Below are 15,536 nucleotides of genomic sequence, written 5' to 3'. Positions count from 1 at the left end.
TAGCCATCGAAACGGGGAGCATCCATGGATGACTACCCACTCATCGAGAACCACGGCCTTCTCGGCGATCTGCAGACCGCGGCTCTGGTGACCACCGACGGAACCGTCGACTGGCTCTGCTTCCCGCGCTTCGACTCACCCAGCGTGTTCGGCGCCCTGCTGGACAAGGACAAAGGCGGCCACTGCACGGTGCGGCCGAGGGGCGCGACGTACGCGACCAAGCAGTTGTACCTTCCGGACACGGCGATCCTGGTCACCCGGTTCATGACCGAGGCCGGCGCCGGGGAGGTCCTCGACTTCATGCCCGTGACGGGCAGGACGGTCACGCCCAGGCACCAGTTGGTCCGCATGGTCCGCTGTGTGCGCGGAACCATGACCTTCGAGGTCGTGATAGCCCCGCGCTTCGACTACGGGCGCCGCTCCCACCGGTTGCACCTCGCCGAACAGGGCGTGGTGTTCGAGGCGGACGACGGCACGACCCTCACCGTGCACCCCATACGCGAGCCGGACGACGAGCGGCTGCTGGACATCGTCACGGACCGGCAGAACGACCTGCACCTCACGCTGACCCTCCAGGCGGGCCAGCAACGCGGCCTGGCCCTCGAATCGGACGCCGACGGGCCGCCCCGGCAGATCCGGCTTGCCGAATACGAGGAACTGTTCGACCGCAACGTCACGTTCTGGCGCTCCTGGCTGGGCCAGTCGCAGTACGCGGGACGCTGGCGGGAGGCCGTGGAACGCTCGGCGATCACGCTGAAGCTCATGACGTACGCGCCCAGCGGCGCCCTGGTGGCCGCTCCGACGGCGGCGCTCCCCGAGCAACTGGGCGGCGAACGCAACTGGGACTACCGGTTCACCTGGATCCGCGACGCGTCCTTCTCGGTGTACGCCCTGCTGGGGCTGGGCTTCACCGAGGAGGCCCGGGCGTTCATCGAGTGGCTGAGCGACCGGGTCAGGGAGCGGGCGGGCAGCGAGGGCGACTCGGGCCCGCTCAACATCATGTACAAGGTCGACGGCTCCTCCGACCTGGACGAGCAGATCCTCGACCACTGGGAGGGCTATGCGCGTTCCGCCCCGGTGCGGATCGGCAACGGCGCCGCCACCCAGCTCCAGTTGGACATCTACGGCGAGGCGCTGGACAGCATCTACTTCGCGCACCGGCACGGGATCCAGGTGGGGCACCGGGGGTGGTCGTCGCTCCTGACGAACCTCGACTGGCTGGTCGACCACTGGGACCAGGCGGGAGAGGGCCTGTGGGAGACCCGCGGCGGACGCAAGCACTTCACCTACGGCCGTGTGATGTCCTGGGTGGCGTTCGACCGTGCCCTGCGACTCTCCGAGGCGAACGGGCGGCCGGCCGCGACCGCGCGCTGGCACGCCGCGCGGGACGACATCTACGACCAGGTCATGGCCAAGGGCTGGAGCGAGGGACGTCAGGCCTTCGTCCAGCACTACGGCAGTGACGTACTCGACTCGTCGCTGCTGCGCACGGCGACCGTCGGGTTCATCACCCCGCAGGACCCGATGTGGTCGTCGACCCTCGACGCCATGGAACAGGAACTGGTCAGTGACAGCCTGGTCTACCGGTACAACCCCGAGGCCTCGCCCGACGGACTGCGCGGCTCGGAGGGAACGTTCTCGCTGTGCACGTTCATGTACGTCGACGCCCTGGCACGCGCGGGCCGCCCCGACCGGGCCAGGCTGGTGTTCGAGAAGATGATGGGGTACGCCAACCATCTGGGCCTGTACTCGGAGGAGATCGACCTCACTGGCCGTCAACTGGGCAACTTCCCCCAGGCGTTCACCCACCTCGCCCTGGTCGACGCGGCCATCACCCTGAACGCGGCGCTCGACCAAAAGGTGAGTCGGTAGCACGCTCAGCCGGTCGACTGACGGCTTCTTCCCCGTCTCCGGCACGGGGTCCCGTGCCAAGTCGGTCAGAGGACGGCTATGGGGTTGACCGGGGAGCCGGTGGCCGCGGGCAGCCGCAGGGGTGCGACCACGCACAGGAATTCCCAGCGGGCCCGCCGTTCGCACTCCGGCACCAGGTCCTCGAAGTCCAGGTAGTCCATGAGGTGCAGTCCGAGGGCGTTCACGGCCAGCACGTGCACGGGGAACGGGACCTCGGTCACGGCGCTGGGTGCCGTGTCGTTGTTGCCGTCCGATCCGAGGACGGCCACGCCCCGCTCGGCCACGAAGCGCATCGCGGCCGGGTGCAGGCCCGCGCGGGACCGCGCCGCGTCCCAGGCGCCGAGGCGCTGCCGCCGTCGGCGGTGTCCGACGCGTACGAACAGCAGGTCGCCCGGTCCGACGGTGACGTCCTGGGCGGTCTCCGCGGCTTCCAGGTCGTCGGCGGTGACGTGGTCCCCGGGTTCGAGCCAGGGCACACCCCGCAGGCGGGGGATGTCGAGGAGGACGCCTCGGCCGACGATGCCGTCGCGGACGAGGTCCAGGGTGAGCGTGCCGGCGCCCCGTGGGGTCACCGTGCTCGCGGGGGCGCCGCCGTACAGTTCCCCGTCGAACACCACGTGGCAGAGGGCGTCGAGATGGCTGTCGGTGTCCCCGTGCACGTTCATGGCGAACCAGTCACGGGCGAACTGCTCTCCGTGCGCGTCCAGTTGCCCGTGCGTCGGCGCGATCATCCGGTGGGACGCGGGCTGTGGGTCGTCGGGGCCGGGTCGGGTCTCGATGGGGGCGGCCAACGACACGGTGCGTCCGTGTCGCACCTGGGAGGCGGCGGCCACGACCCGCTCGGGCGTGATCCGGCTCAGCGTTCCGCGTTCGGGGTGTCCGCCGTCCGCCGTCCGGTCACGGAGCCGGCGGTACAGGGAGCGGAAGGCCGCCTCGGACATGGGCGCCTGTGCTGTCGGGGACCGCTTGGCATCATTCGTCACGTGGGCTCCTCGACCGAGGCCGGACTCTCGTTCCAGTGTCGTCCTCGCCCCGCCCCCTCGCATGGCGGGCCCTCACTGCGGTGCGGGCGCTCGGCTCTCCGGCGACGGTGCCGGCGCCGGGTGGCCGGTGGGCAGCAGCTCGACCGTCACGAAGGCCGCCACGGCCGCGATGATCACCACCGGGATCATCGCGGAGCTGCCCAGCACCAGGACGATCAGCACCACGCTGCTGACCGGCAGCCGTAGCGCGGCCGCCGACGCGGCGGCCATGCCGGCCGCCATGCCGGGGACGACCCCCAGCCCGGGCAGCGGGGCGAGCAGGGCCCCCGCCGCGGCGCCCAGGAACAGCGCGGGAAAGGTGGGACCACCTCGCAGGGAGCCGAGACACAGCGCGTACGCCGCTCCCTTGCACACCAGCACGGCGACGAGGGCGCCGACGCTCCAGGCGTGGGGGTCCGCGGCCAGCTGGGCCAGCGTGGCCTGACCGGACGACGCCACGTCCGCCGGGGAACGGTCGACGGCCGCCGTGTAGACGGCGGCGCACGCCCCGGCGGCCAGCGCGCAGAGAGCCGTGTGGAGGACGGGCCGCTTCGAGACGAAGCCGGCGGCCAGGCGGCCCGTGGACAGGAACGCGTGGACGGCCACGGCGAGGGCGACAGCCATCAGCACCGACCAGATCACGTCCCCTCCGTCGAGCCGGGGAGCCGAAACACCCCAGGTCAGCGTGAGACTGCCCGTGGAGAGCCCGGTCCAGCGGTCGAACCCGGTGAAGACCAGGGATCCGACGCCACTGGACAGGAGCGCGGGCAGCATGACCGCGAAGAGTTGCGGTCCGCCGACGCCGGCCACCTCCATGAGGATGATGCCGCCGACCAGCGGGTTGCCGAAGATCGCGGAGAGAGCCGCCGCGGCACCGGCCGCGCCGAGCAGTGCCGTGCTCTGCGGCGTCACCGGGGCCCGGGCCAGGCGGGCGAAGAGCGCCGCCAGGCCGCCTCCCAGCGCGATCAACGGCGCTTCTGGGCCGAGCGTGGCGCCCAGCGTCAGGCTGGCCACAGCCGCGAGGATCACGCCCGGCAGCGCGGACGGAGCCTGCCCCGGGGCGTGCAGTCCCAGCGCGGGAACGTGGCCGCCCGCGCCCGGCAGATACCGGACGACCAGGCCGACGGAGAGGCCGGCGACGGTCAGGAGCGGCAGCGGCCACCACCAGGGAGGGGTGTCCCAGCCCAGCGCCTCGGGCCAATCGGTCCACAGCAGGTGCTCCAGCTCGTGCAGCCCGGCGAGGAACCAGAACGCGGCGAGCGCTACGGGGACACCGATGAGCGCGGAGAACAGGAGCGCCTTCTGGTAGGCCCGATCGCGCACCAGCTCGCGCAGCCGGTCCGCCTCTTCCGGCTGTGCGCCGGCACCGTGCGCCGGGGCGTGCCCCTGTTCCGTCACGGCCCGGTGTTCCCGCCTCGGCCTTCCCACGTCAGCCGAGCACGCGACGCTTCTGGGCCTCGAACTCCTCGTCGGTGAGCACGCCCTGCGCCTTGAGGTCGGCCAGCTGCTTCAACTGATCGATCTTGTCGGTCATGTCGTCGGCGACCGGCTGCGCTGCGGCGGGAGCGGCCTCCTGTTGCTGCACCGCCTGCTGCTCGTAGCCCTGCCGTTCGTAGTCCTGCTGGGCCCATCGGCCCGCCTGGCGTCGTGACACGCGGTTCGAGACCGCGGTGGCCGTGCCCGCGACCACTGCCGTGCGGGCGACACCGCGAAGGAGTCCTGGCATGTTCGCTCATCTCCCATGAGGCGGGCGCCCTGGGCGCAGCCGGACGGGACGGACAGTCCCTTCAGCCATTGCAACACCCGACCGAACGCTCCGCACGTCCGGCGGAGACACCGGGCGCATCAAAGGCACCGGGCGCATCAAAGCGGGCCGTGGCAGTGCCACGGCCCACCGTCGCCCTCACGTGTCGTGGCCGAGGGCCTCGCCGACCCCCTCGCTCAGCAGGCTGACGTAGTGGCGGGCCCAGTCCTCGATCGTCGTGCGGTCCCACAGGTCGGCCGAGTACTCCACGAAGCCCTTGAGTTCGTCGCCGGCCGGGACGAGCCCGAAGGTGAGCTCCGTCCGGGCGGCGGCGGGGGCGAGGTCCTCGACGGCCGTGGTCAGGCCGGGCAGTTCGACATCGGTCTCCAGGGAACTCTGGTAGGCGAAGCCGACGTCGAGGCGGTCCGGCAGGTCGACACCGGTCCGCTCCCGCATCGCCGGGGCGATCCGGCGCACCGGCAGGGCCCGGTCCATGCACTCGACCGCCGTACGGGCGACCTGGTCCGTCAGGGCCGCGAACGAACCCGTCGCCCCGTCGCGTACGGGCAGCGCGAACCCCGTGATCGTGCAGGCCAGGAGCGATTCGAACTCCCTGCGTTCACGGTTGGCGTGGGAGATGTTGAACACCACGTCCGGCTGGCCCGCCCGCCGCGCGAGCATCCGCGCCAACCCCGCCGCCGTGACGACGAAGGGCGTCGTGCCCCGCTGCCTCGCCAGCCGCTCCACGGCGGCGCGTGTCCGCGCCGGCACGGTGAACGTCACGACGCCACCGCGACCGCTCGCGCGCTTCGGCCGGGGCCGGTCCAGCGGCAGGTCGACGGTGAAGGGCACACCGTCGAGTTCGCGCAGCCAGAACTCCAGCTTCCGCTCGTCGGCGGCCGCGTCGGCCGCCTCACGCTGCCACCGCGCGTACGCCACGGGCTGGTACGGCGCGATCGACAGAGCGGCGGGTTCACCCGTGACCGCGGAGCCGTAGAGCGCGGCGAGTTCCTCCAGCAACAGGCTGACCGACCATCCGTCACAGGCGGAGTGATGCAGGACGAGGAGCAGGACCCAGGTGCTGTCGCCCGTGCGCAGGAGGCGCAGGGCCATGGGGGTCCCCCGGGTCGGGTCGATCGGTGTCTCGGCGGCCTCGGCGGCGGCCCGGCCCAGGGCGATCCCCCGCTCATGTGGCGGCCCTACGGTGAGGTCCTCGACGGGCAGCTCCACCGGGCGGGCCCGCAGCACCTCCTGCTCCCACTCCTCCCCGTTGTGGGCCAGGCGCGTGCGCAGGCCCTCGTGCCGCTCGACGAGCCGGTTCAGGGCGGTGCGCAGCGCCGGCACGTCCAGCGTGCCGGAGAAGGTGATCCGCATGGCCACGTTGAAGACCTGCGGGAGGTGGTGGTCGGCGTGGACCGTGGCGAAGCGGGCCTGCTGCGCGGTGGCGGGTGCCCGGCGCTCCACGGTGCCGGGCCCACCGTCGGGGCCGGTCGGCTGCGGCTTCCCCGACTCGTCCCCGGCGTCGGCCAGATGGGCCGTCATGGCCCGCAGCGTCGGTTCCCGGTAGAACCGCGCCATCGGGTACTCGCTGCCGAACTCCTCGCGGACCCGGTTCACCAGCCGCATCGCGGTGATCGAGTGACCGCCCAGGTCGAAGAACGAGGAGTCGGCCCCGATGCCGTCGGCATCGATGCCGAACTCGGCCGCCCACAGCTCCCGGACCCGCCGCTCGACATCCGTACCGGCACCGGTTGCTCGCGGCTCCCGAAGGGCTCCCTCCGGCTCCCGTCCCGGTGCCGCCGTGACGAGGTCGGGCGACGGCAGCGCCGAGCGGTCCAGTTTGCCGTTGCCCGTCACGGGCAGTCCGGGCAGGACCCGCCAGGCGCGCGGCACGAGGTACTCCGGCAGCCGGGCCGCCAGTCCCTCCGCCATGAGGTCGACGAACGCCTGCCGGTCGTCGGCGGATCCACCGACCGGGTCGGCGGGGGCGGCGTAGGCGGCCAGATACGCCTCGCCACGGTCGTTGCGGCGGGCCAGAACGGCCGCCTCGGCCACGCCGTCCAGGTCGTTGAGCGCGCGGGACACCTCCTCGGGCTCGACCCGGAACCCGCGGATCTTCACCTGGTCGTCGGCCCGGCCGTGGAACTCCAGCTTCCCGTCCACGGTCCACCGCACGCGGTCCCCCGTACGGTACATACGGGCGTCCGGACCGCCTGCCGTGCCTTCCGGGTCCGGCAGGAAGCGCTCCTCGGTGAGCTCCTGGCGATGCAGATAACCGTGGGCCACCCCCGGGCCGCCCACGTACAGCTCGCCCACCGTGCCCACGGGCACGGGGTTCCCCGACTCGTCGACCACGCTCAGCCGTACGTTGTCCACCGGGCGCCCCAGTGCGATCGGACGGGCCGGGTCCTGGCCGGTGCCCTCGGGGGTCACTGTCTCCACGGTGCACAGCACGGTGACCTCGGTCGGCCCGTACACGTTCACCGTCTCGTAGGGGGCCTCGGGCCGGGGCCGGGTGCGCAGCACGTCCCCGCCGAGCAGCAGGTGACGCAGCGGCGGCTGGTCGGCCGGCGGCAGCCGCAGGACCTGCTCGCCCAGGGCCGTGGGCAGGATGGAGAAGGTGACGGCCTGTTCGGCGTACCACCGGGCCAGGGCCGGCGGGTCCCTGCGCAGGTCCTCGTCGGCGATCGTGATCGACGCGCCCGCGGTCAGGGCCGGCCAGATCTCCAGGATCGAGGCGTCGAAGCTCTGGCTGCACACCACGGCGCTGCGGTCGGCGGCGGTGCAGGCGAAGCGTTCGTGGTGCCACTGGCACAGGTCCACGACGGCGCGGTGCGGGAGGACGACACCCTTCGGGGTGCCGGTGCTGCCGGAGGTGTAGACGACGCAGCACGGGGAGGCGCCGTCGCCGGCAGCGGGCAGGGTGTTCCCGGGGCTCCGGGGTACGGCGTCGGGTGACACGGCGGTCACTCCCCCGGGCAGCTTCAGGGCGGCCGCTCCCGCCCGTGTCGACACCACGATCCGGGCGCCGCATTCCGTGATCACCTGCTCGGCGCGTGCCTGACCGAGGGACGGGTCGAGCGGCACGTAGGCGTACCCCGCTCTGAGGACCGCGAGCATGGCCACGACGAGGTCGGCGGAGCGTGGCAGCCAGAGCGCCACGACCTCGCTGTCGCCCCGTGTCCGTCCCGTCGCCTGCTCCTCCCGGAGGGCGGCGGCCAGTCGCTCGGCGCGTTCGTCCAGGTCACGGTAGGTCAGCCGGGTGTCACCGCTGATCACGGCCGTGCGGTCCGGCCGGACGGCGGTCTGACGGGCGACCAGTTCGTGGACGGTGGTGTCCGTGAGGGGGCGGGACGGTCCGCGCTGCCACGACCGTGGGACGGGTTCTCCGTCGGCGGCCGCCGGAGCGAGCCGGGACAGCGGTGTCTCCGGTGCGTGGACGGCCGCCGCGAGCAGGTCCCGGAAGGTGGCGAAGAACCCCTCGACGGTGTCCTGGTCGAAGAGGTCGGTGTTGTACTCCAGGTGGCAGCGCACGCCCTGCGGTTGGTCGGTGAAGTAGACGGTGAGGTCGGTCAGCGCCTTGTCCGGTCCTGCGTCCAGCGGTGTGGCCTCGACACCGGGCAGTTCGAACCGGAACGGCTCGGCGCGCTGAAATTCCGCGAGCACCTGGAACACCGGTGTGCGGTCGGTCGCCCTGGGCGGGGCGAGTGCGCGCACCACCGTCTCGAACGGCACACCGGCGTGGTCGTACGCGTCGAGGGCGACCGTGCGCACCCGGTCCAGCAGTGTGCTGAAGGTGGGGTCGCCGGACAGGTCGAAGCGCAGAGCCAGGGTGTTCACGAAGAACCCGACCAGGTGCTCGGCCCGTTCCGGCCGGTCCGAGATCGGGGTGCCGATGACGATGTCCGTCTGGCCCGTGACCCGGTGCAGCATCGTCGCGTAGCCGGCGAGCAGGGTCATGAACAGGGTGCTCCGGCGGGTGCGGCCGAGTGCGCGCAGCCGCCGGGAGAGTTCCGGGTCGAGGGTCCTGAAGAGCGCCCGGCCGTGGGAGGTCATCGTCGCGGGGCGCGGCCGGTCGGTGGGCAGGTCCAGTACGGGCAGTTCCCCGCCGAGCGTTCGCAGCCAGTGGGCCAGGTCCTCGTCGGCCCCGGGGCCGTCCGCGGCGGCCGCGCGTTCCCTGGCGTGGTCGGCGTAGCTCCAGGTGAGCGCGGGCAGGGCGGGGGCGGTGCCGTCGCGTTCGGCTCGGTAGAGGGCGGACAGGTCGCGGGTCAGTACGGTGGCGGAGGCGGCGTCGACCACGATGTGGTGCAGCGAGAGGACGAGTACGTGCTCCTGGTCGCCGAGCCTGACCAGTCGGGTGACGAACAGCGGGCCGTCCGCCAGGTCGAAGCGGCGCGTGCTCTCCGCCGCGAGGACGTCCCGGAGCGCGGTCCGTGGGTTGCCGGTGCCTGTTCCTGTTCCTGTTCCGTCCACGATGTCGAAGTCGGGCTCGGCGGACGCCCGCACCACCTGTCGCGGCTCGCCCCCGCGCTCCCGGAAGACGGTGCGCAGCGCCTCGTGGCGGGCGACGAGGCCGCGCAGTGCCGTGCGCAGAGCAGGCACGTCGAGGGGGCCGTCGAGACGGACCGCCTTGATCTCGTTGTAGGCGGTACGCCCCGGGAGCAGGTGCTCCAGGAACCAGATCCGTTGCTGGCCCGGGGAGAGAGGAGCGTCCTCGGCGGCGGGTTCCGCCGCTGCCGGGGCGGGGGCCGGGGCGACCGGCAGGGAGTCCGCCGTGGTTCCTTCCCGGTAGCGGCGGCGCAGCGCGTCGAGGCGCGGGAGGCTCGCGCGCAGTTCGTCCGGCGCGACGCCGAAGTCCACCAGGGCGACGATCTCGTCCGCGCCCGCCGCGGTCACCGCGTCCACCACCGGACCCACGCTGTCCACCGTGCCGATCAGGGCCCGCTGGTCGCAGTAGCGGCCGTAGGCGCGGCCGAACAGCGCGTCCAGGTCGTCCTCGCTGAGGGCGGACAGGTCGACGTTGTGGCCGAGGCTGCTGGTGACACCGCTGAACAGCGACAGGGACGCGCGCATGTAGCGGGACAACGGTGCGTACGCCTCGGTCCTCGCGGTGTCGCGGTCGTCCGCGAGGTAGGTGTGCAGCAGGACGGCCACGCGCCCCGCGTCCGGGTCGAGGCCGTGCCGGGCCCGGGCGCGCCGGTAGCGGGCGATGTTCTCCTGGAGCTGTTCCACGCTCTGCGTCATCAGGTTGGTGACGATGCCCAGGTCGTGGCGGGCGGCGAGCTCGTAGGAGGCGGGGTTGGCGACCACCGCGGTGTACAGGGGCGGGGCATCCTGCACGGGGCGTGGGAACAGCCGTACCTCCACCTCGCCGTCCCCGCTGGTGCGTCGCAGCGCGTCCCCGCGCCAGAACTTCCTCAGCTGCTCCAGCTGTTCGTACATCAGCTCCTTGTGCCGGCCGAAGCGGTCGGGGAAGAAGACGAAGTCGTTGGCGTTCCAGCCGCTGGCCACGCCGATGCCGACGCGGCCGCCGGACAGGTTGTCGACCATCGACCACTCCTCGGCGACCCGGATCGGGTCGTGGAGCGGCAGCACGACGGAGCCGGCGTTGAGCCGGATGCGGTCGGTCTCGCGGGACAACGCGGCCGCGAGCACCGCCGGGTTGGGGAAGAGGCCGCCGAAGGAGTGGAAGTGGCGCTCCGGCATCCAGAGCGCGTGGAACCCGCTCCGGTCGGCGAACCGGGCGACGTCCATGAGGAGTTCGTACTGGCCGTGCCGCGGGGTGGAGGTGTCCTGCGGGTAGTCGCCGAAGAAGTAGACGCTGAAGTCGGTGGTGCGGGGCGCGACCGCGCTCGTGGGTGCCGTTGCGGTGCGGGAGGCGTCGACGGCGGCGGTGTTCCAGGCCATGGAGGCCACCGGGGCGGGCTCGGGCGCCTGGGGAGCGGTCGTTCGCCCCGTCGCCGGTTGGGGCGCCACGGTTCGCCCGGCCGCCGGTTTCGGCGCCACGGTTCGTCCGCTGGGGAAGAACCCCGCCGACCGCAGCTCGCGCAGCGAATCCCGCACCGCGTCCGCGACGAACTCGATGTCGGTGTCCGTGTGGGCGGTGGACAGGAAGAAGTTGCGCCACTCCCAGACGTGCACGCCGCGCAGCATCAGGTGGTGGTAGAGGAGCTCCATGTCGGCGTGGTGCTCGAAGCGGAACTGGGAGCCGAAGTGGCTCATCCGCAGCGGGTACTCCTCGGCCTCGAAGAAGCCGTTGAGCGTCGTGGCCAGCTCGGTGGTACGGGCGTTCAGCCGCTGTTGCAGGCGCGGGCTGTGCTCCTTGAGGTGGGCCAGGACCGCGCGCGCGGCGACCATCGACACGGGGTGCTGGATGTACGTACCGCCGAAGAACGTGGTGTCGGCGGGCGGGTAGCTGTCGTCGCCGTACGTCCAGTGGCCGCCGTCGACGCCGTCCATGATGTCGGCGCGGCCCGCGATGGCGCCGATGGGGAAGCCGCCGCCGAGCAGCTTGCCGTAGGTGGCGAGGTCGGGTGTGACGCCGTACAGCTCCTGCGCGCCGCGCAGCGCCGGGCGGAAGCCGGTCAGCATCTCGTCGAAGAGCAGCACGATGCCGTGGCGGCGGGTCAGCTCCCGCAACGTGCGTACGAACTCGACGGGTTGGAGCGACGGGTGTCGGCTCTGCACCGGTTCCACCACGACGGCGGCGATGCGGTCGGCATGCCTCTCGATCGTCTCCAGGGAGGCTTCGGTGCCGTAGTCGAGCACCAGCAGATCGGAGACGGCGGCGTCGGGGATGCCTCGGGAGACGGGGACGGTGATCCGGTCGGCGCCGCTGCCCGAGGTACGGCCGAGGACGTTGTCGGCGTGGCCGTGGTACGCGCCCAGGAAGCTGACGATCTTGTCGCGGCCCGTGGCGGCGCGGGCGAGGCGGATGGCGGCGGAGTTCGCCTCCGTACCGGAGTTGGCGAAGGCCACCCGCTCCAGGCCGGTCAGTTCGGCCAGCAGTTCCGCCGCCTCACCGGTCTCGACGGCGCGCGGGCCGAGCTGGACGCCACGGGACAGGTGCTCACGGACGGCGTCGGCGACGAAGGCCGGATCGTGGCCGAAGAGCAGGACGCCGAAGCCCATGGTGATGTCGACGTACTCGTTGCCGTCGACGTCCTCCAGCCGGGCCCCGCTCGCCCTGCGGCCCGCCAGGGGGTACAGCATCTCCTTGGTGCCGCTGCGGAAGCCGACGACGGCACGGCTGTCGGCCAGGACACGGCGGTAGCGCTGGGCGATGCGCTTCGAGGTGGGGGTCTTGGCGGTGTAGCGGCGGACGAGGTCGTCCAGGTGCTGCTGCTGGGAGTGCGGGGAGGCGTCCCGCACCATGCCGGAGCCGCGGGGGACGGTGACCCGGGGGCCGTGGGCGCGCTGGGGCTCGGGGGGTTGTGCCGCGGCGGGCGCCTCGGTGCCGAGTTGCTCGGCGATGCGCCGTGAGAGTGCCTCCATGGCGGCCAGATCGCGGCCCAAGGCCTCCGAGACGCCGTTCAGGCCCGTCACTTGGCCACCTTGCCGTTGAGCTGGTGCGCGGCCGAAGCGGTCTGGAGGGCGAGGAGTTGGGAGAGCTGGGACATCATCTGGAGCTGTATCTGCGATATCTGGTGGAGCTTGTGGGCGAGGTCCTCCAGCTCCTCGCGGGTCGCGTACTCGGGAGCGGCCGCGGTGGCTGTGACGGCGGGCGCGGGGTCAGGTTCCCGAACGGGTTCCGGCTCCGCCACCGACGCCTCGACCCCCGGCATGCGGGCGACGATGAACTCCGCGAGCCTGCGGGGCGTGCCCGTCTCCTCGAAGAGCTGGCGCATCGTCACCTTGACCTGGTGCTCCTGCTCCAGCTCACGCAGCACACTGATCATCTGCAGCGAGTCGGCACCGAGGTCGAAGAAGGACATGTCGCCGCTGATCCTCGACGCGTCGTCGCCGAGGTGCCGGGCGGTCGACTCGGCGATGCTTCGGAGGACCCGTGCGACCGCTGCCTCTTGCTGTACCACTTCGGCTCCATTTCTCGCTGGTGTTCCCGTGCGCGGGGGCAGGGCCGTGAGTTCCGGCCCCGTCCAGTGGTTCTGGTGCTGGAATCGGTATCCGGGCAGCGGAATCCGTCTGCCGTCGCATCCCTCGAGCAGTACGCGCCAGTCGATGTCCGCGCCCGCGCAGTGCAGCCCCGCCGCGGCGCCCCACAGTGCGCCGAGCCCGGTGCCGCGCCGCAGGGAAGGGAGCGACCGCACGTCGGGCAGCGCCCGCCGGGCCAGACCGCTGAGCGTGGTGTGCGGCCCTACCTCCAGCAGGACGTCCGGCTGTTGTCCGCCGATACCGCGCAACGCCTCGTCGAAGCGGACGGGTTCGCGGGTGTGGCGGACGAGGTAGTCGGCGTCCGGTGTCCAGCCGGGCGGGCGGGTCACGCCGTCCAGCGCGCTGACGAACGGGATCCGCACCGGTCGTAGGGCCACCTCGCCGAGAACCGTCCGGAACTCCTCCAGCATCGGTTCCATCATCGCGGTGTGGAAGGCGCGGGCCACCGGCAATCGTTCGCCCGGTATGCCCCGCTCGTCGAGCAGGGCGCACAGCCGGTCCACGGCCCGTACGGGCCCGGCGAGCACCTGGGCGCGCTCCCCGTTCGTCACGGCCGGCTCCAGGCCGGGCACTTCGGCGGCGAGGGCGAGGGCGGCCTGCCGGTCGAGCGCCACCGCGGCCATCGCGCCGGGCGCACAACGCTGCTGCATCAGACGGCCGCGTAGGGCGGTCAGGCGCAGGCCGTCCTGGAGCGACAGGGCTCCGGCCGCGTACAGCGCGGCGTACTCTCCGACGCTGTGCCCGGTCACGGCGTGCGGGTCGACGCCGGCGTCGTGCCACAGCCGTACGAGGGCGCACTGGAGGGCGAACAGGGCGGGTTGCGCGGTGGCCGTGTTCGACAGCGGCTCGCCTTGCTGTCCCGTGAGCAGACCGGCGAGCAGGGAGCCCCCCGTGAGGGCTCGGTGGTCGTGTTCGCAGGTGTCGAGCACCTCGCGTGCGGCGGGGAACCGCTCGTAGAGAGCGTCGGCCATTCCGGCGTACGGGCTGCCCTGCCCGGTGAACTGGAAGGCCACGCGGGGGGCGCCTTCCCGAGGTGTCGCCCCGGTGGTCACCGCTCCCCCGACGGTGCCCGCGAGCCAGGTGTCGAGGGCGTCGGCGAGGGCGGTGGGGGTGGAGCCGCGGGCGGCGAGCCGGTGGCGGCCGTGGGTGCGGCCGAGGGCGGCGGTGGTGACCAGGTCCGCCACGGGGGTGCCGGGCCGCTGCCGTAATCGGTCGCGGAAGGCGCGGGCGTTGTCCGCGAGGGCGTCCTCACTGCTTCCAGAGACCAGGAGGACGTCCGGCGGCGGAGCCGTGCCGGAGCGGGGCGCGGGTTCGGGAGGCTGTTCGAGGACGAGGTGGACGTTGGTGCCGCCGACACCGAGGGAGGTGACGCCCGCCCGGCGGGGCGTGTCGCCCTCGGGCCAGGGTCGGGCGGCGCGGGGGATGTAGAAGGGGCTGTGGTCGAGGTCGAGGGCGGGGTTGGGCTCGGTGAAGTTGGCCATCGGTGGGATGACGCCGTGCTTCAGGACCAGCAGGGCCTTGATCAGTCCGGCCAGTCCGGAGGCCGCGTCGAGGTGGCCGATGTTGGCCTTGGCCGAGCCGAGGGCGCAGTAACCGGTGCGGTCGGTGTCCTCGCGGTACGCGGCGGTGGCGCCCTCGAACTCGATGGGGTCGCCCTTGAGCGTGCCGGTGCCGTGGGTCTCCAGGTATCCGATGGTGTCCGCGCCGACGCCCGCGCGTTCCAGGGCCTGGCGGATGGCAACGCGTTGGCCCTGTGCGCTGGGTGCGGTGTACGCCTTCTTGCCGGACCCGTCGTTGCCGATGCCCCAGCCGCGGACGACCCCGTGGATGGTGTCGCCGTCGGCGACGGCTCTGGCCAGCCGCTTCAGTACGACGGCCAGGACGCCGGTGCCTCCCACGGTGCCGTCGGCGCCGGCGTCGAAGGCACGCAGGCGGCCGGATCTGGAGAGGATCGAGCCCTTGACGTAGCGGTAGCCCAGGACTTGGGGCACATGGACGGCGGTGGCGCCGGCGAGGGCGATGTCGCAGTCGCCCATGAGGAGCGACTGCGCGGCGAACTGCACGGCGGCGAGGGAGCTGGAGCAGCCGGTCTGGACGCTGACGGCGGGGCCGGTGAGGCCGAGTCGGTAGGCGACACGGGTGGCCGTGAAGTCGCTGTAGTTGCCGAACGTGATCTGCATGCCCGTCATCCAGTCGTCGACGGGCTGCGTGGGCAGGACGTTGTTCAGGAGGTAGCTCTGGAGGGCGTACAGGTGGTAGCCCGTACTGGCGTACACGCCGACGCGGGTGCCGTCCCGTTCGTCCGGGTAGCCGGCGTTCTCCAGGGCGTGCTGGGCGCATTCCAGGAACATGCGCTGCTGGGGGTCGGTGAGTCGGGCCTCACGGGCGCTCATCGCGAAGTGCTGTGCGTCGAAGCCGCCGATGTCGTCCAGGACCGCGGAGGCACCGACGAAGTCAGGCGCCCGGTACTGCTCGGCGGGGACACCGGCCGCGGCGAGCTCCTCCTCCGTGAAACGGGTGACGCAGTCCGTGGCGTCGTGGATGACGCGCCAGAACTCCTCGGGGGTGTCGGCGCCGGGCAGCCGGAAGGCCATCCCGATGACGGCCATACGCGGGTCCGGATCGTTCCTGGTCATCGGCTGCGCCCTCCGTCACCGTCGGTCTGTTCCAGATGTGGAAAGGGCGCGAAGCCGATTCGGTCGCACCCAAGCAGACTCGACTGCACATGATCAAGACCGCACAGACGT

General features: G+C 72.3%; 6 protein-coding genes. 1 reads left to right on the top strand and 5 read right to left on the bottom strand.

The genetic code is table 11. From position 1 onward, the window contains the following. The first annotated feature begins 24 nt into the window (after positions 1–24). A complete protein-coding gene (locus ACGFNV_RS39015) occupies positions 25–1,872 on the top strand; it encodes a glycoside hydrolase family 15 protein (protein ID WP_393629383.1) in 1,848 nt (615 codons plus the stop codon). 65 nt (positions 1,873–1,937) lie between these two features. Here ACGFNV_RS39015 and ACGFNV_RS39010 read toward each other — a convergent pair whose 3' ends face one another. From ACGFNV_RS39010 to ACGFNV_RS38990, 5 genes are all read right to left on the bottom strand, one after another. Further along, positions 1,938–2,852 (bottom strand): cyclase family protein, encoded by a 915-nt coding sequence (locus ACGFNV_RS39010; RefSeq protein ID WP_393629523.1) that lies wholly within the window; start codon positions 2,850–2,852, stop codon positions 1,938–1,940. 114 nt (positions 2,853–2,966) lie between these two features. After that, on the bottom strand, positions 2,967–4,331 hold the full coding sequence (locus tag ACGFNV_RS39005) for a chloride channel protein (protein ID WP_393629382.1): 1,365 nt from the start codon (positions 4,329–4,331) through the stop codon (positions 2,967–2,969). Positions 4,332–4,362: 31 nt separating this feature from the next. Continuing rightward, positions 4,363–4,659, bottom strand: coding sequence for an SHOCT domain-containing protein (locus ACGFNV_RS39000; RefSeq protein ID WP_393629380.1), 297 nt, complete (start codon positions 4,657–4,659; stop codon positions 4,363–4,365). A 177-nt stretch (positions 4,660–4,836) separates the two neighbouring features. After that, complete coding sequence (locus ACGFNV_RS38995) at positions 4,837–12,222, bottom strand: MupA/Atu3671 family FMN-dependent luciferase-like monooxygenase (protein WP_393629379.1); 7,386 nt, start codon at positions 12,220–12,222, stop codon at positions 4,837–4,839. Next, complete coding sequence (locus tag ACGFNV_RS38990) at positions 12,219–15,425, bottom strand: type I polyketide synthase (RefSeq protein ID WP_393629377.1); 3,207 nt, start codon at positions 15,423–15,425, stop codon at positions 12,219–12,221. The genes ACGFNV_RS38995 and ACGFNV_RS38990 overlap by 4 nt, the downstream gene beginning before the upstream one ends. Positions 15,426–15,536 lie beyond the last annotated feature (111 nt).

The organism is Streptomyces sp. NPDC048751, assembly GCF_043198595.1.
Taxonomy (GTDB): Bacteria; Actinomycetota; Actinomycetes; order Streptomycetales; family Streptomycetaceae; genus Streptomyces.
The sequence above is the reverse complement of the archived record's forward strand: the minus strand, read 5'-3'. Positions and strand labels throughout refer to the sequence as shown.